This window comes from Microcella sp. (genome assembly GCF_025808395.1).
Taxonomy (GTDB): Bacteria; Actinomycetota; Actinomycetes; order Actinomycetales; family Microbacteriaceae; genus Microcella.
In genome coordinates, this window is sequence record NZ_CP075524.1 from 182,192 (window position 1) to 202,016 (window position 19,825).

A 19,825-nucleotide genomic window follows, 5' to 3' on the forward strand; every position below is an offset into this window, starting at 1 on the left:
TGGTGACCTTCACAACGGAAGGAGCACCTCATGAAGCGAGTGCTTGCAGTATTGGGAACGGCGGCCGTGTTCGCCCTGTCAGCGTGCGGAAACCCCACGACAGCAGATGACGACTTCAACGAGCCCGTTCCGGGTGAGCAGCAGCAGTTGCCGGGTGACGACGGAATGAACGACGACCTCGACGACGACCTCGACGACGACCTGGATGACGGTGTCGACGACTGATCGAGTCCGTCTTGTGAGCGCTCTGGCGCTCGCCAGTGCCCTCGCGCTCGGCGTTGCCGGGTGCGGGGGCACCGGCGCTCAGACGGGCCCATACATCGAAGAACCCACTGATCCTCCGCGACCCGACGACGACGGAACGAACGACAACCTCGATGACGACGGCGAGCTCGACGACGACCAGTAGCACCCGCGGGCGAGAGCAAGCGAGAGCCGAGACCCGAAGCCCGAGGCTCGAGAGGGCCTACGACAACCGCACGTCGTCGTCTCGGTGCACGCGAAGCCAGCGGTAGCCATAGCCGGGCAGCGCCAGTTCGACGCGGCCGCGGTCATCGGTCGTGCACTCTCCGTCTGCGAGCAGTTCGCGCAGTCGCGTCTCGCCGCTGGCCCCCGGAACCGTGATCGTCACCACCGCCGGCTCGGCGGCGAAGTTGTGCACCGCGATCATCGCACCCTGGTCGCCCGTCATCGCGTGCGCGAACACGCCGACGCTGTCGTGGTCGAGCACCTCGAACGAACCCCACCCGATCTCTGTCGATGACCGGTATCGCCGAATGAGCAGCTGAAAGAAGCAGAGCAGCGAGTCAGGGTCGGTGAGTTGGGTTGCTGCGTTGACGTGTGCAGGCCCATATCCGTCGCCAGGAACCCGGCGGGCGAGCCCGCGACGGCTCGACGACGAGAACCCGCCGGCCACCCCATCGCTCCATTGCATGGGCGTGCGCACTGATTGGCGGCCCGCAATCGCCAAGTTCTCACCCATGCCGATCTCTTCACCATAGAAGATCACCGGAGTGCCCGGCAGTGAGAACAACAGGCTGTAGACCATGCGCACCCTGCGCGGGTCTCCGTCGAGCATCGGGGGCAGTCGACGCCGAATTCCGCGGTCGAAGAGCCGCATGTCGTCGTCGGGCGCGAAGGCGGCGAACACCTCTGCCCGCTCGGCGTCGGTGAGCTTGTCGAGCGTCAACTCGTCGTGGTTGCGCACGAAGTTGGCCCACTGGGCGTCTTCGGCCACGAGGGGGCGCTCGCTCACCGTCGCGGCGAACGACCGCGCATCGTGGCGAGCCAACGACAAGTAGAGGTGCTGCATGCCCACGAAGTCGAACTGCATGGTGAGGCCCTCGGCATCTCCCTGCCCGAAGTAGGGCACCTGCTCGTCGTACGGCAGGTTGTTCTCACCGAGCATGACCGCGTCGCCCGATCGGCGAGACAGGTATTTGCGCAACGACCTCACGAGGGCGTGGGGGTCGCCATCGGCCTGCTCTTCGAGCATGTACGAGACGGCGTCGATGCGAAACCCGCTCAACCCCAGTTCGAGCCAGAACCCGATGATCTTCGCGATCTCGTCGACGACGCGGGGGTTTCCGAGATTGAGGTCGGGCTGGTGATGGTAGAAGTTGTGCAAGTAGTACTGCTCGGTCTTCTCGTCGAAGTGCCACACTCCGTCTTCTTCGTCGGGAAAGACCGGTTCGGGCTGGTGGGCGGGCACCTCGTCGCGCCACACGTAGAAGTCGCGATACCGAGAGTCGCGGCTCGACCGAGCGTCTCGAAACCAGGGGTGCTGGTCTGAGGTGTGGTTCACGACAAGGTCGGCGATCACCCTGATGCCGCGGTCGCGGGCTGTGCGCACCACTTCGACCAGGTCGCCCAGATGACCCAGTCGAGGGTCGACTCCGTAGAAGTCCATGACGTCATAGCCGTCATCGCGACCCGGGGTGGGGTAGAAGGGCATGAGCCACAAGCACGTGACGCCCAGCTCGGCGAGGTAGTCGATGCGCTGTGCGAGCCCTGCGAAGTCTCCGACTCCGTCGTCGTTCGAATCCATGAACGTCTCGACGTCGAGGCAGTAGATGACCGCTGTCTTCCACCACAGATCTCCGGTGTCGGTGGCCTTCATGCGCTGATCTCGGCAAACGCAGGAATGAGGTGTGTGGCGGCCATCTCCAAGAACGCCTGCTGGTCGTTCGGCACCTGGTGCAGGTACACGCGATCGAACCCGAGTTCGAGCATCCGGCCCACTTCATCGACATGCGCACTCGCGTCAGCCGAGACGAAGACCGAGCCCTGCACCTGCTCGGGGGTCACGTGCTGGGCGGCCGCTTCGAACGCTTCGGGCGAGTCGAGATCCCAGCACACGGGGGGTGCGAAGACGTTGGTCTTCCACTGCTCGTGCGCCTCGCGCACCGCGCGGTCGTGAGTGTCGGCGTAGGCGACGTGATACTGCAGCATGACGGCACCGCCTCCGCCGGCATCGCGGTAGGCGTCGATGACGCGGCGCAGCGCGGCGTCAGACTGGTTGACCGTGATGAGCCCGTCGGCCCACCGTGCGGCCCAGGCGGCGGTCTCGGGCGTGACTGCGGCCGCGATCAGGCGCACGGGGTACTGAGGCAAGGTCCAGAGGCGGGCGCGATCGACGCGCACTCGACCATCGAGGCTCACCTCTCGCCCGGCGAGCAGCTCGCGGATGACGTGCACGCTCTGCTCGAGCCGCTCGTTGCGTTCGTCTTTCGAGGGCCAGCGGTCACCGGTGATGCGTTCGTTGAGGTTCTCGCCGCTGCCGAAAGCAGTCCAGATGCGATCGGGATACATGGCTGCGAGGGTCGCGATGGCTTGAGCGATGATCGCCGGGTGGTATCGCTGCCCTGGGGCGTTGACGGCTCCAAACCGCAGGCTGGTCGCCTGCAGGGCGGCGCCGAGCCACGACCATGCGAAGGCCGACTCGCCCTGGCGGGTGCTCCACGGGGCGAAGTGGTCTGAGCACATGGCTTCGGTGAACCCGACGCGCTCGGCGAGCTGCACCGCGTCAAGCAGGGCGACCGGCCCGAGTTGCTCGTGCGATGCGTGATACCCCAGTGTCGTCATTGCGCCCCCCGTGTCGCTCGACTCTTCTTCACCTCGACACTAGGCAGGCAGGCGCGCGCGTGCGGCGATTCACCCGATCTGCACAGGCTCGCGGGCCGGTTCTGGGCGAGTTGTCAGGCGGTAAGCGTGGGCAGAGCCGGTTCGCCGCGGCTGAGCCGCAGAGCGGTCGCGGGCAGTTCGGCGACGGCGGCGGCGCAGTGCTCGCGCGCGAGCCGCACGCCGTCGGGGCCGAGCCAGCGCTGGTCGGCCTCACCCGCGGTCATGAGGGGCACGGTGAGGCTTCGGGCATCGTGCGTCGCGGCGAGGGCCGACTCGCCGTCGTCATCGACGATGATGCGCTCGGCCACGGCGACGCCGTCGCGCAGCAGCCGCTCGGCTCGCTTCGCTCCGCCGGCCGAGACTTTGCCGGGGGAGGACTTGGCCACGGGCATCCATTCGCCATCGTCGCCGTCGCGGCGGGCGACGAGCTTGTAGACGAAGCCGGCGGCGGGTGATCCTGATCCGGTGACGACCGAGGTGCCCACACCGAAGGCGTCGACGGGCGCCCCCCGCAGTGCCGCGATCGAGGTCTCGTCGAGGTCGTTGGTGACGGTGATGCGCGTCGCCGTGGCGCCGAGCGAGTCGAGCTGGTCGCGAACCTCGCGCACGAGCGAGGGCAGGTCTCCTGAGTCGAGTCGCACCGCGCCGAGCGTCGGCCCGGCGACGCGCACGGCGGTCTCGACAGCCGTGCGCACGTCGTAGGTGTCGACGAGCAGTGTCGTGCCCGCACCGAGCGAGTCGACTTGGGCGCGAAAGGCCTCTTCTTCGCTGTCGTGCAGCAGGGTGAACGAGTGCGCGGCTGTGCCCATCGTCGGCACGCCCCACCGTCGGCCCGCTTCGAGGTTCGAGGTGGCGCTGAATCCGGCGATGTGGGCGGCGCGCGCTGCGGCGACCGCGGCGGCTTCGTTGGTGCGGCGCGACCCCATCTCGGCGAGCGGGCGCCCATCGGCTGCTGCGACCATGCGAGCGGCGGCGGTCGCGACGGCGCTGTCGTAGTTCAGGATGCTGAGCACGACGGTCTCGAGCACGACCGCCTCGGCGAACGTGCCGCGCACGGTCAGCACGGGTGATTCGGGAAAGTACAATTCGCCCTCTCGATACCCTTCGACGCTGCCCGTGAACCGGTAGTCGGCGAGCCACTGCAGCGTCACGTCATCGACGACGTCGTTCTCTGCCAGCCACTCGAGCTCGACGTGCCCAAAGCGAAACGCGGCGATGGCCTCGAGCACTCGACCCGTGCCGGCGACGACGCCGAAGCGGCGCCCGCCGGACAGTCGCCGCCCGAATACTTCGAACACGCACTCGCGGTGAGCGCGCCCCGACCGCAGGGCGGCCTCGACCATGGTGAGCTCGTAGCGGTCGGTGAGCAGCGCGGTCGTCACGCGCTCAGCCTACGCGCGACGAGCTACAGCGCGCCCTCCTCGAGCAGCCGGTCGAGCTTGGCGTAGCCCTCGTTGACGCCCGACTCCATGCCGCTCGCGAGCATCATGTCTCGGCCTTCGAAGCTGTCGACGAGCGAGGTGATGTGCAGGCGCGTGCGGCCGTCGCCGAGGTCTTCGAGCAGCATCGTGTCGAGCGAGACGCCGTCGGGGTACCCCTCGAAGGTGAAGGTCTGCACGAGGCGGTTGTCGCCGATGTCGTGGAACGAGCCGAAGAACGCGTACTCGCTGCCGTCGGTGTCGGTCTGCACGTAGCGGTAGCCGCCGCCGCGCCGCGGCTCCCACAGCTCGAGGCGCGTCGTGAGTCGGTCGGGGCCGATCCAGCGCACGAAGAGCTCGGGGTCGAGGTGCGCCTTCACGAGCTGCGCGGGTGTCGCTGCGAAGTCGCGCGTGAGGGTGATCATCGGCAGCGTGGCGTGCGCTTCGATGGCGGTCTCGTGGTGGGCGATGGTCATGATGCTGCTCCTTCTTCGGTGGTGGTGCTGGTGGTGGATGCTCGACCGCTGTCGTCGAGTGTGGCGAGCACGTCGTCCAAGCGCCGGTAGCGCTCTTCGGCGCGGCGTCGGTAGCGCTCGAGCCAGGCGTCCATGAGGGTGAGCACTTCGGCGTCGAGGTGCACGGGGCGCTCGCGGCCGGAGCGGGTGCGGCGCACGAGCCCCGCGCTTTCGAGCACCTGCACGTGCTTCGACACGGCCTGCAGGCTCACGGGGTAGCGCGCCGCGAGCTCGGTGACGGTCGCGTCGGTCTCGCTCAGGTGCGCGACCATGTCGCGCCTGGTCGGGTCGGCGAGGGCCGAGAAGACGCGCGAGAGGGGATCGACCGCCAGTTGTTCAACCATGTGGTTGAGCGTAGAGCGACCCCGCGCAATAGTCAACCGCTGAGTTGAGCATCCACCCTGGCAGTAGACTCGACCCCCGTGAGCACCGCGCCGATCGGAGTCTTCGACTCAGGAGTCGGCGGCCTCACCGTCACCCGCACGATCATCGACCAGTTGCCGCGCGAACGCATCGTCTACGTCGGCGATACCGCGAACGGGCCGTACGGCCCCCTGCCGATCGCCGACGTGCGCCAGCATGCCCTGCGCATCATGGACGAGCTCGTCGACCAGGGCGTCAAGCTGCTCGTCATCGCGTGCAACACCGCGAGCGCCGCGATGTTTCGCGATGCCCGCGAGCGGTTCGAGCAGGGTCACGGCATCCCCGTCGTCGAGGTCATCCAGCCGGCGGTGCGCACCGCCGTGCGCCGCACGCGCAGCAAGCGCATCGGGGTCATCGGCACCGAGGGCACGGTGCGTTCGGGCGCATACGTCGACGCCTTCATCGCCGACCCCGAGATCGTCGTGACGCAGGCCGCCGCACCGCGCTTCGTCGAGTTCGTCGAAGCCGGCATCACGAGCGGGCCCGAACTGTTCGCCGTCGCCGAGCAGTACCTGGCACCGCTCACTGCGGCGCAGGTCGACACGCTCGTGCTCGGCTGCACGCACTACCCTCTGCTCGCCGGGGCCATCCAGTATGTCGTCGGGCCAGACGTCTCGCTCGTGTCGAGCGCCGACGAGACCGCATACGACGTCTACCGTCAGCTCGTCGCGCACGGCCTTGAGACGACGGCGACGGATGCTCCGCAGCACGTCTTCGAAGCCACCGGCCCCGACACCGATCGCTTCGTGTCGCTCGCAGCCCGCTTTCTCGGCCCTGAGATCGCGCACGTCGAGCCCTTTCCGACCGGCACGATTCCCGCACTTCCGACAGCAACGAGAGGCACGTCATGACCACGATCGCCGAAGCAGCAGGCCTGCGAGCCGACGGCCGCACGCCCACCCAGATGCGCCCCGTCACGATCGAACGCGGCTGGAGCACGCAAGCCGAGGGCAGCGCGCTCATCGCCGTCGGCAACACGAAGGTGCTCTGCACCGCGAGCTTCACGAATGGCGTGCCGCGGTGGCTCGTCGGCAAGGGCCGAGGCTGGGTGACGGCGGAATACGGCATGCTGCCCCGGTCGACCAACGACCGCATGGATCGCGAAGCGGTCAAGGGCAAGGTCGGCGGTCGCACGCACGAGATCTCGCGCCTCATCGGCCGCAGTCTGCGAGCCGTCATCGACACGAAGTCGCTCGGTGAGAACACGATCGTCATCGATTGCGATGTGCTGCAAGCAGACGGCGGCACGCGCACTGCGGCCATCACGGGCGCCTACGTGGCGCTCGCCGACGCCGTCGAGTGGGGGCGAGAGCGCGGGTTCATCGGCAAGAAGGCCGTCGCGCTCACCGATTCGATCGCGGCGGTGAGCGTGGGCATCATCGACGGCGTGCCTTTGCTCGACCTTCCCTATGAAGAAGACAGCCGCGCCGAGACCGACATGAACGTCGTCGTGACGGGCAGCGGAAAGTTCGTCGAGGTGCAGGGCACGGCCGAAGGTGCCCCCTTCGACCGCGACGAGCTCGGCAGCATGCTCGATCTCGCGGTCGCCGCCTGCGGCGAGCTTGCCACTCTGCAGCGAGTGGTGCTCGAGGGGCCGAACGAGTGACGCCCGAGGCGCTGAAGGTCGTCGTCGCCACGCACAACTCCCACAAGGTGGCCGAGCTGCAGCGCATTCTCGAGCTGCAGGTGCCGGGCATCCACTTGCTGGCCTATGGCGGCCCCGCACCGGTCGAAGACGGCGACAGCTTCGAAGCGAACGCCCTCATCAAGGCGCGCGCCGCCGCCACCGAGACGGGAATGCCGGCGATCGCCGACGATTCGGGCATCAGCGTGGATGCTCTGGGCGGGGCACCCGGCATCGACAGCGCGCACTTCTCGGGCGAGCGTGACGACGCGGCGAACCTGCGGCTCGTGCTCGAGCGCCTCGGCGACGAGTCGAACCGCTCGGCGGCCTTCTCGTGTGCTGCCGCGTTCGTCGACCCGCTCGACACCGACGCCGAGGGGCGCGCCTTCGAGCACGTGGCGCTCGGGGTGTGGCCGGGGCGCATCGCTCTCGAACCAGCAGGAGTCGGCGGCTTCGGCTATGACCCGATCTTCGTGCCCGAAGGTCTCGACGTGACGAGCGCCGAGCTCTCTGCCGACGAGAAGAACGCGATCAGTCACCGCGGCCGTGCCTTCGCGGCCCTCGCCGCCGTGCTGCGCGAGCGATCGAGACGAGGCGACTCGTAGGCTGGTCGGCATGAGTCGACCGCCGATCGCCCGCACGGTGCCGCGCACCACGGCCGACGCTGTCGACGACTATCTGAAGACGATCTACCAGTTCACCGAGTGGCAGCCCGAGCCGATCACTCCGAGTCAGCTCGCCGAGCGGTTGGCGCTGGCCCCCTCGAGTGTGACCGAGATGGTCAAGAAGCTCGCCGCAGCCGGCTTCGTCGACCATCGGCCGTACAGCGCCATCCGTCTCACGGCCGAGGGCGAGCGTCGCGCGCTCGCAACGCTGCGGCGTCACCGGCTCATCGAGACCTGGCTCGTCGAGGTGCACGGGTACGGCTGGGACGAAGTGCATGACGAAGCCGAGGTGCTCGAGCACGCGCTGAGCGATCGCCTGCTCGACTCGATCGACGCGCAGCTGGGTCGCCCCACACGAGACCCCCACGGCGACCTCATCCCCGCCGCCGATGGAACCTTCCACCGGCCAGACGCCGTGCGCCTCGACGAAGCACCCGCGGGCACGTCGGGTCGAGTCGTGCGCATCAGCGATCGCGACCCCGATGCCTTGCGTGTGCTCGACCAGTTGGGCATCTCGCTCGACGAGCCCGTGCGGGTGAGCGATGAGCTCATCGAAGCGGCGGGCACCGCCCTCGTGCGGCGCTCGGGCAGCGAGGTCATCATCTCGCCCGCCGTCGCGTCGGCGGTGTGGCTCGAAGTCGATAGCCTTCCAGCATGATTCGTCACACCGTCGCCTTCACACTCGTGCACGCCCCAGACTCTGCAGAAGAACGCGACTTCCTCACTGCCGGGCCCGAACTCTTGCGCGCGATTCCGGGCGTGGGCGACTTCACGGTGTCTCGGCAGGTGAGCCCCAAGAGCAGCTTCAGGTTTCAGTTCGCGATGACGTTCGCGAACGATGAGGCCTACGCGGCCTACAACGAGCACTCCGACCATCGCGAATTCGTCGCGAAGCGATGGAGCACCGAGGTGGCCGAGTTCGAAGAGCTCGACTTCATCGCCTACCCCTGACGGCGAGTGCAGCCGGTACGTGAAGCTGCGCTCGACCGCCCTGGCGATCGTGGGTGGAAATAGCGAACTCTCAATGCAGTTCGCACACAGAAATGTATACACAGAACTGTCTGCTTTGCCCTAGCTTTCAAACATGCCTTTTGTCCGAGTTGTCGAACAGCAATCGTCGATAGTGGTGCAGTGATACATGGACCCGGGACAGCAGTTTGGAGGCTACGCGACTAGCGATTGGGATGAGTTTGGAAGTGATGCAGTTCGGGCACTACCCATGCACTCTGCTCAGTTCCTCGCCGCATTTTGTGCGTTTGCACTTGCCCGCGCTGCTGCTGGAGACTCCGAGCAGGGCACGCTCCTTCTCGATGCAGCTCGGGCGTGGGCAGACTCAACCGACTTGTCGCTTGTTGCTCCTGGTCAGTCGCTGGACTATTCCACATTGGGGGAACCAGAGCTTGAAACCTACGGAGACATTTACCGGTTTCACGCCGAGTGCTCTCTCGCATATGTCCATCAACTGATTCGGGAATTTAGTAACGATGCTGCCTACTGGGCGGTCGACCATCTCTATCAGGCTGCCACCGAGGCTGCGACCGCGCGAGTCGGCTACATCTCAGTCGAAAGCGGCAGTGAGTCTGAAGTCGATCTCCTTCAGGAGATCTACACCATGAGTTTTGTCGTTGGCACTGTGGAGTTTCTGAGGGATGCGATAGATATGGTCCGAGGGCTCGATGCCGAGTCCGCCACGCTTGTAGGCGCTCGTCAATCGCTTACCGATTCGCTCAGCAGATGGATTTCGGGCCTTCCGCCTCGAACTGCGAAACTTAGGTAGATGCGAGCCGTGTTGAGTGCTACACCCGCACCCTTTCTGGTCGGAAGTGATGCGCTGGCTCATCACACGAACTGTACGTGTTCCAGCGCGAAGCGCCAGGGTTTACGGCCGCCGATCACTACGGCTCATTCACGCTGATTCGAGGTGCGACGCAATGAGGGATGACGGCAAACTTGATTCCGGGTTCCGGCCGGGAGAAATCGTCGTCCGGGACGACGCAATTGCGAACACGCAACCTCTTCTAGGTCTATTCGCACCGGATGAGGTGCGGGTAATCAGAGGGAGCCGCTGCCGAACCGTGCAAGACCTCTTCAACGAGTTCTCCGCGGCACTCCAGTTTCCGCTTTACTTCGGTCACAATTGGGACGCTTTCGACGAGTGCATGCGTGACCTGGGCGAGTGGATGATCGGCACGAAGACGCTCACGATTGTGATCGTCGAGTCCACCGAGCTTCTTTCGATCGATAGAGAAAATGGCCCCTTCGATACCTTCGCGCGAATCATTCAGCGAAACGTTCAGGAGTCTGCTGCGGGTCGAGAAGACCATGGAGAGAACTATCAGCAACCCATCCCGCTCGCGGTGGTGCTTGTCGATTCGGCCGACAAGATCGTTTCTGTAGCAGCCAGGTGGCGGCCCGCGATGACCTGATGATCGACTGGGGCTGCGCTCGATAGTGGATCGCCCCGGTCTTAATGGAGACCGGCACGCTCGTGTTGATGGCCGATGGCTCCACTGAGCCGGTCGAGCTGATCGACATTGGCGACAAGGTGTGGGCCGCTGACCCTGAGACCGGCGAGGCGGGCGCGCATGCGGTGACGGCCCTGATTGAGGGTTCGGGTGTAAAAGACCTGGTCACGGTTTCGACTCAGTCGGGGTCGGCGGTGGCGACAGCGGGGCATCCGTTCTGGAGTGTGTCGGAAGCTGCGTGGGTTGACGCTGGCGATCTCGCGGTTGGGGATGCTGTGCTCGAGGCCGACGGTGCCACGAGTGTGATCACTCAGGTAGTCGAGGCGTCGAGGCCGGCCGTGGTGCATAACCTGACGGTTGCGGATCTGCACACGTACTTTGTGCTGGTCGGGGATTCGCCTACGCTGGTTCACAACTGCAGCGCGTCTTCGGTGCGGTTGGGAAACAATCTTGTTCAGTCGGGGGTGACTCGGCCTGCCGAGTCGGCTGCTCACCACATCGTTGCGGGTGGTTCCCGAAAGGCTGAGGAGACTCGTAGACAGTTGAGCAACTTCGGGATCGACATTGACGCCGCCGCCAACGGAGTCTTCCTGCCGAGGAATCTAGGCTCCTCCAACCCCACTGGGGCAGCTGTCCATTCAACGATTCACACCAACGCCTACTACCGTAGTGTGCACACGCTCCTCAGTCGAGCAACCACGAGGGATGAGGCTATAGACGTTCTTGATGCAATTCGTTCTTCCTTGCTGGCTGGCGGATTCCCGTGATGCGGTTCCACGAATCGTGGCCAGACGAAGGCGAAGTGCAATGGCTTGCCTATTTGGATCGCCCTGACGGCGGACTGGCTTCTGAGAAGTTGATGTCCGCGAAGGCTGGCGACGGCAGTACTTGGGGGGACCTGCCACTTGTCGAACTTGTGCGAACTGGCGACCATGGTGAGTCGTTGGCGCCTGTACCGATGCCTTGGCTCGGTTCATACACGGTCGCGTTCCAAGGGGAGGCTATCGAGCGAGCACGCCCGGTCATCTCGCCGCACGCTGACTTGAGGAACTTGCCGACACTCGATGGCACACCGATAGTTGTGGTAGTCCCGCCATGGGTCGACGGCATGCTCGACGAGACGAACTCCGAGGTGGTTCGGTTTCCATCGTCTGGTCGAATTATGCAAATCAGGAGGCTGGCGCTTTCGCCGGAAGCCGAGAAGTTCGGAGTAATTCGCCTGCTCGAGGACTGGAGAGGACCTACCTATTTTCGAGCGGACGTCGTATCCGCGCTTAGGGATGCGAATGTGGAAGTGGGCACACACTTCCGCGCTGTGAATTGACATGTTTTCGTCTTCCTCTTCGACCATCAGGAACAGATTCGTTCGGATCTGATGTCGGTTTTGGAGACTCGACTCGGCAAAGATTCCTCTCTCATCCGGATTCCTGGTCGACGTTCCTCTACGACAAAGCGGGCAATCGGATCTCGAGGACGGTCGGCGGGGTTACAAAGAGCTTCCAGTGTGATGCCGAAGGCGAGTTGAGCTTGACTTGGTTTACCGACGGCTTCCCTCGTGAGATCATGCCGCGTTCTCGGCGGCGGTGTGAAGAGCTTCAAACTGCGCGGGGCTGAGGTCACCGAAAGAGCGCCGCCGCCGCAACGCTCGTGCTCATGGCTGACGCCTCCACTGAGCCGGTCGAGCTGATCGACATTGGCGACGAGGTGTGGGCCGCTGACCCTGAGACCGGTGAGGCGGGCGCGCATGCGGTGACGGCCCTGATTGAGGGTTCGGGTGTGAAAGACCTGGTCACGGTCTCGACTCGGTCGGGGTCGGTGGTGGCGACGGCGGGGCATCCGTTCTGGAGTGTGTCGGAAGCTGCATGGGTTGACGCTGGCGATCTCGCGGTTGGGGATGCTGTGCTCGAGGCCGACGGCACTACGGGTGTGGTGATTGCGGTCTCGGAGGTGCGTCGTCAGGCGACGGTGCACAACCTGACGGTCGCGGATCTGCACACGTATTTCGTGGTGGTGGGGGATGCGCCTACGCTGGTGCACAACACGAGCTGCCCGGTGAACTTGGCTTCCCCGAGCCGCACCCAGCACATTTTGGACGGTGATCCCCGACCAGGAGGTGGCCTCGCAGGCGGTCACCGCGCTGGCACTGGAGCAGGCAAGAGTGAGTTCCCCGCGGCATGGTCAGACGACATGATCATGCACAACATCTCAGACGTTGCCACGGATCCGACGCTGAACTGGGTGCAACAAACCGGGCGGCTCGGGAGCGAGTTCACTCGCAATGGCGACCCAGTTCGTTTCGCAGTAGACGGAATGCGCGGGGGTGTGATGATTCGAGTAGTTATTGAGCCGCGCGGGGTCGGAATTGTGACCGCATTCCCGATCGGATGAGGTTGTATCGGAGCAAGATGACCGTGAGTAGCAGTAGGCGTGATCAGTTCGAGGCCATTTTGGGCGAGATCGATGGTTTTCCAGATGCTGATCGACAAGAGGTGTTGTTGCTTGTTGAGCACAATGAGGACGAACTGGCCCTCGAACTGCTGGCGACACAGGTTTATGAGTTTGAGTTGTCGATGGGTCAGCCCGCTTTCGCGAAACTTGAGAACCTCGCAAAGTCCTTGGCGGTCAGTGATCGCCTTCTCCAACTGATTCGAGAAGAACTCGTGGTCTAGCCTTGCTTGGCGTGCTGAGGCCGCCGACTCACTGGAGGGATGCAGGGCAGTCATGACTCTTCTCAGCGCTAACTTCTTCCTCAGCTCGGTGGAGAGCAAAGCGTTCAGCGACGTTCGAGACTGCCGGATCGCTGGTGAAGTGATTGAGGCTCTATATCCCCGAGAGGATGAGAGTCTTGACGATGCATCGTCGGAGGGAACTGAAGGGGTGGGTCGTTCGGTTCGTTCTTGATGCCGACGGTGAGTGAAACGCCACTGGCACAACGGAGCGCCGCGGTAGCTGATGCGCTGTGACCTATTCGTCGCGCTGAACGTCACGTTCGACGCGCTCGCTCGCCTCAGCGTCGGGCTCGTGCGGCTCGGGGTCGGCGACGATCTCGGGCGAGAGCATCCGTCGCTTCAGCAGCACCGCTTCGAGGGCCATGATGCCCAGCACGAAGCCGGCTCCGATGATCATGAGCACGAGTGCGAGGCCCCAGTCGTCACCGGGCTGCTGCAGCCCGCCCTCGTCGTCGAGCCAGGGCCACAGGGCGCGCAGCGAGCCGAGCATGAGCCCGGTCATGATGACGAGGGTGATGCGGCGTCGGTGCTTGAGCAGCCACTGCAGGCCTGAGACGAACAGCCCGAGGCCGACGATCGCGCCGAGTACGAACACGCCGAGGTAGGCGAAATCGCGGTTGTTGACGGCCGCGAGTGTGGGGGCATACATGCCGACGGTCAGCAGCAGGTACGAGCCTGAGACTCCCGGCAGCACGAGCGCGCACACTGCGAAGGCGGCGGCGATGGCCACGATGATGAGGCTCGGGTCTGCGTCGCCAGCGCGGGGCAAGCCAGTGAGCACGAAGGTGAGCGCGGCGGCGAGCAGGCCGACGACCACTTCGGGGGCGGTCCACCGCCCGCCGACCATGCGTGCGGGAACGATGAGCGAGGCGGCGATGAGGCCTGCGAACACGGCGCGAGTGCCGGTCGGGTAGGCCTCGAGCAGCGGAGCAAGCAAGGCGGCACCGACGACGATGGCGGCGAGCATCCCGATGCCGATCGGAAGCACGACGCTCCACCGCACCGAACGGAAGTGGGCGGATGCTCGCGAGAAGCCGCGACCGCGCACGCCGTCGCCGATCGCGCGCGCGACGCCGCGCGCGAGGTGACCGGCACCGTCGATCAGCGAGTCGTAGACGCCGACGATGAGCGCGATCGTGCCCCCGCTCACGCCGGGAACGATCTCGGCGAAGCCGATGAGTGCACCGCGCACGGCGTCGGCCACGGTGCGAACCACCGGGTGAGCCTGACGAGCTGCAGGGGTGCGAGCAGTCACCGAGTGCTCGGGTCTTTCTCGTGCTTGCCGTCGTGCGGGCCGATGCCGTACGTGCGCTCATGGCGCTCGGCTTCGTGCTTGCCGTCGTGCTCGGGCTCGTCGACCCAGATCTCGACTTCTGGCACCGGTTCGCCGGCCTCAGCGGCTTTGCGCTCTTTGCGCTTCTCCCACTGCTCGTGGCCGAGGTGCCAGGCGATGCCCGTGAGGGCCATGCCGATGACGACCATGAAGACGACCTCGATGTACTCGGTCACGACTTCGGCGACACCCGGAATGTGTGCAGCCCACCAGCCGATGAGCGGCAGACCGACGCCCCACAGCAGGGCGCCGAGCACGTTGAAGAACAAGAACTTCTTGTAGGGCATCTTGCCGACACCCGCGGCGACGGGGGCGATCGTGCGAACGACGCCGATGAAGCGGGCAATCGTGACCGCCCAACCACCGTAGCGCGCGAAGAAGCGCTCGGTGCGGGCGACGCTCTTCTTGCTGAAGAATCCGGCCGATTTTCGCTCGAAGATGGGTGGCCCGGCCTTGTAGCCGATGTAGTAGCCGAGCTGATCGCCGAGCACAGCGGCGATGAAGATGCACAGCACGACGAGCCAGATCGGCTGCGGAATCACTCCGGTGAACGTGAGAATGCCGGTGATGAGCAGCAGCGTGTCACCCGGCAGCAGAAAGCCGATGAGCAGACCGGTCTCGACGAAGACGATGACGCAGACGAGCACGAGCGCCCAATTGCCCGCGCCGACGATGAGGCCTTCGACGTCGAACAGGCCGATGTCCATGGGCAACATGGGCGGCCTCCGCTGGTCGAGGTGCGAGCCGGTTCGCGCGCACAGGGTTGCGCCAAGATTACCTGTCTCGCACGGTGCTCTGCGCCTCGCCTACGCTGAGAGCAATGCTGAGTCTGCTGGCGCTGCTTCCCGTGATTCTCGTGCTCGTGCTCATGACGGTCGCGGGGTGGTCGGCCGCGCGTGCGGGGCTCGTGACCGCGGTCTTCACCGTCGCCCTCGCCATCATCGCGTTCGGCTTCGGTGGCGACGGCCGGTTCAGCGTCGTCGAGGGCATCGCGGGTGTGCTCGCCGAAGCGGGCTTCATCGCGCTGACGGTGGTGGGCATCATCGGCCCGGCGCTGGGCATCCATTATCTGCAGCGCAGCACGGGGGCCGCCGCCCGCTTGCGCCAGGCGCTCGCCCTGCTGCACCCCGACCCGCGGCTCGGCGCGATTCTGGTCGCCTGGTTCTTCGCACTCTTTCTCGAGGGCGCCGCGGGATTCGGCACGCCGGTCGCCCTCGCCGCACCGTTCTTGGTCGCCGCCGGCATGCCGGCGCTCGCCGCCGTCTCGGCTGCACTCGTCGGGCATGCAGCGGGTGTCGCGTTTGGCGCGATCGGCACCCCCGTGCTCGCCCAGAGCAACCTCGTCGATTTCACGCCCGCCGAGCTCGCGCAGGCGACGGTCGTCTTTCCGCTGTCGCTCGGCGTCATCCTGACCGCCGTCATGGTCGTCATCATCGGCAAGGCCTACGGCCACTTCAGAGGGCTGTGGCGGTGGGGACTCTTCGCCGCCGTGTGCTTCTTCGTGCCGTTCGGCCTCATCGCGTGGTTCATCGGCCCCGAGCTGCCGACGCTCGGCGGGGCGCTCATCGGCGTGCTGCTGTTCTCGTTCGTGCTCGTGCGGCATCGTCGGCAGATTCACGCGAAGGGCGGGCCGGGTGGCGATGACACGGTGGTCGTCACGCACCCGCATCCGGATGCTCGCGACGTCGCCGCGGCAGACCTCTCAGTGCTGCGTGCCGCTGCGCCCTACCTCGTGCTCGTGCTCATCGTGCTGCTGACGCGACTCGTGCCGCCGCTGCGCGAAGCCCTGCAGAGCGTCGAGATCGCGTGGCAACTGCCGGCGGGTTTCTCGGGCTCGGTGCAGCCGTTCTATCACCCGACGATGCTGCTCACCGTGTCGTTTCTCGTGGGAGCCCTCATCCAGCGCGCGTCGTGGCGCCGCGTGCGTATCGCCTTCGTCACGGCAACCCTGCAGCTCGGGCCCGTCATCGTGGCGCTCATCGCCATGATCACGATCGCGCGCACGATGTCGTCGTCGGGCATGACCGCCGAGCTTGCGCTCGCCGCCGCCTCGATCGGGCTCGCCTGGCCGCTGCTCACCGTGCTCGTCGGGGCATTCGGCACCTTCATCACGGGCTCCGCCACCGCGTCGAACCTGCTGTTCACCGACCTGCAAGCATCGACGGCACGGGCTCTCGCGCTGCCCGAGTTGCCGCTGCTCGGCGCGCAGACCTTCGGTGCGGCGGTGGGCAACATCATCGCCCCGCACAACATCGTCGCCGCCGTCGCGACCGTGAGTCTCACGGGGCAGGAGGGCCGCGTGCTGCGCAGCACCGTGCCCACCGCCCTCGTCGTCATCGTGCTCGGGGGAGTGCTCGCGCTGCTGCTCGTGCTGTAGGGTTCGCCGACGGGTCCAGACTTGCCGCAAACTGTGCTGAAGTGACGCGAGAACGCCCATGTGCGCCAGATCTGCCCCTGCTTGTGCGGAAGGAGAGACTTGAACTCTCACGCCCGAAGGCACAGGAACCTAAATCCTGCGTGTCTGCCAATTTCACCACTCCCGCTGGTGCTGCCAGTTTAACTGGCGGTGCCGTGCAGTTCGGCGCGCGCAGTCTTAGTCGAGCCCGTTGATGGTGTGCAAGACGTCTGACGGTGACGCCGTGGAGGTGTCGTGCACACCGGCGACCCGACCCTGGCGGAACACGATGATGCGATTCGCGACAGCGAAGGTGTGGTCGAGGTTGTGGCTCACGATGATCTGCGTGATTCCTCGGCTCGCCAAGTCGGTGATGAGGTTCTGCACCTTCTGGGCTTCACGAAGGCCGAGCGCGGCCATCGGCTCATCCATGATCAGAATCGAGCAGCCAAAGTGCACTGCTCGGGCGATCGCAATCGCTTGACGCTGACCGCCGGAGAGGTGACGCACCTCGGCGGCGACAGAAGGGATATCGACCCCGAGGGCGGTCAGTGACTCGAGCGCTTCCTCTCGCATCCGTTTGATGGCCAGCCGTCTGAACGGGCCCCAGCCGGTGGTGAGCTCTCTACCCAAGAAGAGATTCGCGGCAATGTCGCGATGGTCGGCGAGCGAGAGATCTTGATGCACTGTCTCGATGCCTGCATCGCGAGCGTCTGAAGGGCTGCGAAAGACCTGCGCGTGTCCGTTCACCTCGAGAATGCCTGAGTCTGCGGGGTGCACTCCGCTCAGAATCTTCATGAGCGTCGACTTGCCCGCACCGTTGTCACCCATGACTGCCGTCACCGAGCCGGTCGGAAACTGCACGTCGACATTGTTGAGGGCAGCGACTCCGCCGAACACCTTCGTCAGGCCGCGGCCTTCGAGGGCGATCATCTGCTGCGTTGCAGTGGTGCTCATGGGGCTCCTCGGGGTCTAGTCGCAACCGCAATGGTGACGGGTTCGTCTCGCGACGCTTGTCACGGTAGCGATAACTGTGCTTACATTCAAGACATGACGCACGAACGTGCATACACAGATGACCAAGGTGTGAGCCCCGAGCTGCTCGCCGAGGTCGCTCGCATGTACTACGAGCAGTACCTGACGCAGGCCGAGATCGCGCGTCAGATCGGTATCTCGCGCTCGCAGATCTCGCGGTATCTCAAGGCCGCGCACGAAGAGGGCATCGTGCAGATCTCCATCGCCCTCCCCTCGTCGTCCGACCCGCAACTGGAGTCTGAGCTCAAGTCGCGATTCAAGTCGCTTGTCGGCGTGACGGTCGTGCCTTCCAGTGCTGCGTCGACCAGCACGACGATCTTGGGCCGAGTAGCAGCAGCGGGCGCTGAAGAGATCGCCTCGCTCGTGAGGCCAGGAGACACTGTCTCGGTCGGTGCCGGCCGCACGCTGGCTCAACTCATCTCGTCACTGCCTCAACGTCGCCACGACGGTGTCGTCGTGGTTCAGGCGATGGGGAATGTCGGTCATGAGGGTCACGAGATCGACTACAACGCCATCGCCCACGGCGTGGCGTCGGCATTCGGTGGGCGTGCATTCCAGATCAACGCGCCGGCCATTCTCGCCCAGGGCTATCTCGCGGCCGACATGGAGCGACTTCACTCATCGATTGGGGGCGCGGTCGAACGCGCACGCCGCGCCGATGTCTTCATGATCGGTCTGGGAACGGTGGCGACCGACACTCTCTTCCTCTCCACCGGCTTGCTGACGGCGGCCGAGCTGGAAGAAGTGGCCGAACAAGACCCGGCGGGAGACATCTGCGGTCGCTTCTACGACCTCAAAGGAAAAGCGCTGCCTACGCCCTTCGACGATCGCATCGTCGGCATCAGGCTCGAAGACCTGAAGCGCGCCCGAGCAGTGCTCGCGGTGGCGGCCGGTCAGGAGAAGGCACGCGCACTCGCGGGCGCGCTCCGCGGCGGACTCGTGACGCACGCCGTCGTTGACGATCGCCTCGCCCATGAGCTGCTTTCGATCACCCCCCGTCGCCGCGCGACGTGAAAAGACTCTCCACCCGCACCAAACACCTATCTCAAAGAGGAGACCATGCAATGAGAAAACTCGCGTTCACGGCGGTGGGGGTTGCCCTTGCCGTTGTGCTCACAGCCTGCAGTTCGACCGCGCCCGGTTCTGAAGAGCCTGCGCTCGAGCTTGGTGTTATCGACACGTCGGCCAGCATCGTCGGCGATGAGTTGCTCTTGACGAGCGAGCAAGAAGCCGAGGTGGCGGATCGCGCTGACGGACGGCTGATCGGAATCGTGTGCGCCACGATGGCCACCGACTACCATCGCGAACTCTGCGAGTCTGCGAAGGCGCGGGCCGAGGCCCTGGGATTCACCGCCGAGATCTTCGACGCACAAGAAGACCCGAATCGCGAACTGCAGGGAGTCGAGAGCTTCATCAGCAAGGGGGCCATCGCAATTCTGGATGACTCGCTCGGCGGCGATGCCATCACGGCGCAGATCGCCCAAGCAGTCGAGCGCGGGATCACGGTGGTGCAATTGGCCAATCGCACCTTCGCCGACTCGGGTGCCATCACGGTTGCGGTCGACAACATCACTATCGCCGAGGCTGCAGGTGCCGCAGCCGGTGAGTACGCCGCGGCCAACTACCCCGGCGCCGAAGTGTTGACCGCTCTGCTCGACTACCCAGACATCCCGGTGCTTGTCGAGCGCGCCGATGCAATCGAATCAGCGATGCTCGCAGCGCACCCGCAGACGACGATCGTCGGAAGGTTCTTGGGCGGCACGGCTGACAACGGTCAGTCGTCGATGGAGACTGCGTTGCAGGCCTTTCCCGCGATCCAAGCCGTGGTCGGCATCAACGATGCAGGCAACCTCGGTGCCTACCAAGCGCTCATCTCCAGTGGCCGTGACCTCACCGACGTCTTCATCTTCGGAATCGACTGCGACCCCCAGGCTGTCGACCTGATCGACGACGGAACCATCTACAAGGGTTGCGTGAACACCAACCCTGTGGCGACCGGTGAGCTCGGGGTCAACGCCTTCGCCTTGCTGCTACTCGGTGAGACCGTGCCAGCCACCATCGAGGTGCCTGTCTTCATCTACACGGGCGAGTAGGCAGAAC

The 19,825-nt window shown here is 65.2% G+C and carries 23 protein-coding genes and 1 tRNA gene; 15 read left to right on the plus strand and 9 right to left on the minus strand.

Features of this window, described 5'->3' with window-relative positions:
* Positions 1–30 precede the first annotated feature (30 nt).
* Together KIT89_RS00915 and KIT89_RS00920 are read left to right on the plus strand one after the other, a co-directional pair.
* Complete coding sequence (locus KIT89_RS00915) at positions 31–225, plus strand: hypothetical protein (RefSeq protein ID WP_297602585.1); 195 nt, start codon at positions 31–33, stop codon at positions 223–225.
* Between the two features lie 13 nt (positions 226–238).
* Positions 239–409, plus strand: coding sequence for a hypothetical protein (locus KIT89_RS00920; RefSeq protein WP_297602586.1), 171 nt, complete (start codon positions 239–241; stop codon positions 407–409).
* Positions 410–466: 57 nt separating this feature from the next.
* On the opposite strand, the gene KIT89_RS00925 is transcribed toward KIT89_RS00920, so the two are convergent.
* The 5 genes from KIT89_RS00925 to KIT89_RS00945 all read right to left on the minus strand — a co-directional run bounded on the left by KIT89_RS00925 (position 467) and on the right by KIT89_RS00945 (position 5,400).
* Positions 467–2,119 (minus strand): alpha-amylase family protein, encoded by a 1,653-nt coding sequence (locus tag KIT89_RS00925; RefSeq protein ID WP_297602587.1) that lies wholly within the window; start codon positions 2,117–2,119, stop codon positions 467–469.
* Positions 2,116–3,084: a TIGR03885 family FMN-dependent LLM class oxidoreductase gene (locus KIT89_RS00930; RefSeq protein ID WP_297602588.1), complete on the minus strand. Its 969-nt coding sequence runs from the start codon at positions 3,082–3,084 to the stop codon at positions 2,116–2,118. Before KIT89_RS00930 ends, KIT89_RS00925 begins: the two co-directional genes overlap by 4 nt.
* 113 nt (positions 3,085–3,197) lie before the next feature.
* Positions 3,198–4,505 carry a nicotinate phosphoribosyltransferase gene (locus tag KIT89_RS00935; protein WP_297602589.1) on the minus strand — a complete coding sequence of 436 codons (1,308 nt, stop codon included), beginning with the start codon at positions 4,503–4,505 and terminating at the stop codon, positions 3,198–3,200.
* Between the two features lie 23 nt (positions 4,506–4,528).
* Positions 4,529–5,017 (minus strand): SRPBCC family protein, encoded by a 489-nt coding sequence (locus KIT89_RS00940; protein ID WP_297602591.1) that lies wholly within the window; start codon positions 5,015–5,017, stop codon positions 4,529–4,531.
* Positions 5,014–5,400 (minus strand): helix-turn-helix transcriptional regulator, encoded by a 387-nt coding sequence (locus tag KIT89_RS00945; protein ID WP_297602592.1) that lies wholly within the window; start codon positions 5,398–5,400, stop codon positions 5,014–5,016. The genes KIT89_RS00940 and KIT89_RS00945 overlap by 4 nt, the downstream gene beginning before the upstream one ends.
* A gap of 78 nt (positions 5,401–5,478) precedes the next feature.
* On the opposite strand from KIT89_RS00945, the gene murI reads away from it, so the two are divergent.
* From murI to KIT89_RS00995, 10 genes are all read left to right on the plus strand, one after another.
* Entirely contained in the window at positions 5,479–6,330 is an 852-nt protein-coding gene (gene murI, locus KIT89_RS00950) for a glutamate racemase (protein WP_297602593.1), read from the plus strand.
* A complete protein-coding gene (gene rph / locus KIT89_RS00955) occupies positions 6,327–7,085 on the plus strand; it encodes a ribonuclease PH (RefSeq protein WP_297602595.1) in 759 nt (252 codons plus the stop codon). The genes murI and rph overlap by 4 nt, the downstream gene beginning before the upstream one ends.
* Positions 7,082–7,708 carry an RdgB/HAM1 family non-canonical purine NTP pyrophosphatase gene (gene rdgB, locus KIT89_RS00960; RefSeq protein WP_297602596.1) on the plus strand — a complete coding sequence of 209 codons (627 nt, stop codon included), beginning with the start codon at positions 7,082–7,084 and terminating at the stop codon, positions 7,706–7,708. Before rph ends, rdgB begins: the two co-directional genes overlap by 4 nt.
* A gap of 10 nt (positions 7,709–7,718) precedes the next feature.
* On the plus strand, positions 7,719–8,426 hold the full coding sequence (locus KIT89_RS00965; RefSeq protein WP_297602598.1) for a metal-dependent transcriptional regulator: 708 nt from the start codon (positions 7,719–7,721) through the stop codon (positions 8,424–8,426).
* Positions 8,423–8,719, plus strand: coding sequence for a Dabb family protein (locus tag KIT89_RS00970; RefSeq protein ID WP_297602599.1), 297 nt, complete (start codon positions 8,423–8,425; stop codon positions 8,717–8,719). Before KIT89_RS00965 ends, KIT89_RS00970 begins: the two co-directional genes overlap by 4 nt.
* Before the next feature lie 268 nt (positions 8,720–8,987).
* Positions 8,988–9,545 (plus strand): hypothetical protein, encoded by a 558-nt coding sequence (locus KIT89_RS00975; RefSeq protein ID WP_297602600.1) that lies wholly within the window; start codon positions 8,988–8,990, stop codon positions 9,543–9,545.
* Between the two features lie 154 nt (positions 9,546–9,699).
* Positions 9,700–10,194, plus strand: coding sequence for a barstar family protein (locus KIT89_RS00980; RefSeq protein WP_297602601.1), 495 nt, complete (start codon positions 9,700–9,702; stop codon positions 10,192–10,194).
* A 68-nt stretch (positions 10,195–10,262) separates the two neighbouring features.
* On the plus strand, positions 10,263–11,000 hold the full coding sequence (locus KIT89_RS00985) for a polymorphic toxin-type HINT domain-containing protein (RefSeq protein WP_297602602.1): 738 nt from the start codon (positions 10,263–10,265) through the stop codon (positions 10,998–11,000).
* Between the two features lie 886 nt (positions 11,001–11,886).
* Positions 11,887–12,621, plus strand: coding sequence for a polymorphic toxin-type HINT domain-containing protein (locus tag KIT89_RS00990; protein ID WP_297602603.1), 735 nt, complete (start codon positions 11,887–11,889; stop codon positions 12,619–12,621).
* A 17-nt stretch (positions 12,622–12,638) separates the two neighbouring features.
* Entirely contained in the window at positions 12,639–12,902 is a 264-nt protein-coding gene (locus tag KIT89_RS00995) for a hypothetical protein (protein WP_297602605.1), read from the plus strand.
* Between the two features lie 295 nt (positions 12,903–13,197).
* Here the strand turns inward: KIT89_RS00995 and KIT89_RS01000 are convergent, their stop codons facing one another.
* Positions 13,198–14,178 carry a DUF368 domain-containing protein gene (locus KIT89_RS01000; protein ID WP_297602606.1) on the minus strand — a complete coding sequence of 327 codons (981 nt, stop codon included), beginning with the start codon at positions 14,176–14,178 and terminating at the stop codon, positions 13,198–13,200.
* A 35-nt stretch (positions 14,179–14,213) separates the two neighbouring features.
* Positions 14,214–15,011 (minus strand): DedA family protein, encoded by a 798-nt coding sequence (locus KIT89_RS01005; RefSeq protein WP_297602607.1) that lies wholly within the window; start codon positions 15,009–15,011, stop codon positions 14,214–14,216.
* Positions 15,012–15,115: 104 nt separating this feature from the next.
* Between KIT89_RS01005 and KIT89_RS01010 the strand changes: the two genes are divergently transcribed.
* Positions 15,116–16,672 (plus strand): L-lactate permease, encoded by a 1,557-nt coding sequence (locus tag KIT89_RS01010; protein ID WP_297602608.1) that lies wholly within the window; start codon positions 15,116–15,118, stop codon positions 16,670–16,672.
* A gap of 84 nt (positions 16,673–16,756) precedes the next feature.
* Here the strand turns inward: KIT89_RS01010 and KIT89_RS01015 are convergent.
* Together KIT89_RS01015 and KIT89_RS01020 are read right to left on the minus strand one after the other, a co-directional pair.
* Positions 16,757–16,838, minus strand: a tRNA-Leu gene (locus KIT89_RS01015).
* 50 nt (positions 16,839–16,888) lie between these two features.
* On the minus strand, positions 16,889–17,647 hold the full coding sequence (locus KIT89_RS01020) for an ATP-binding cassette domain-containing protein (protein WP_297602609.1): 759 nt from the start codon (positions 17,645–17,647) through the stop codon (positions 16,889–16,891).
* 93 nt (positions 17,648–17,740) lie between these two features.
* Between KIT89_RS01020 and KIT89_RS01025 the strand changes: the two genes are divergently transcribed.
* On the plus strand, positions 17,741–18,739 hold the full coding sequence (locus KIT89_RS01025) for a sugar-binding transcriptional regulator (protein ID WP_297602610.1): 999 nt from the start codon (positions 17,741–17,743) through the stop codon (positions 18,737–18,739).
* 50 nt (positions 18,740–18,789) lie between these two features.
* The gene (locus KIT89_RS01030) at positions 18,790–19,818 is read left to right on the plus strand and encodes a sugar ABC transporter substrate-binding protein (protein ID WP_297602611.1); all 1,029 of its coding nucleotides are present in this window, start codon (positions 18,790–18,792) and stop codon (positions 19,816–19,818) included.
* Positions 19,819–19,825: the final 7 nt, after the last annotated feature.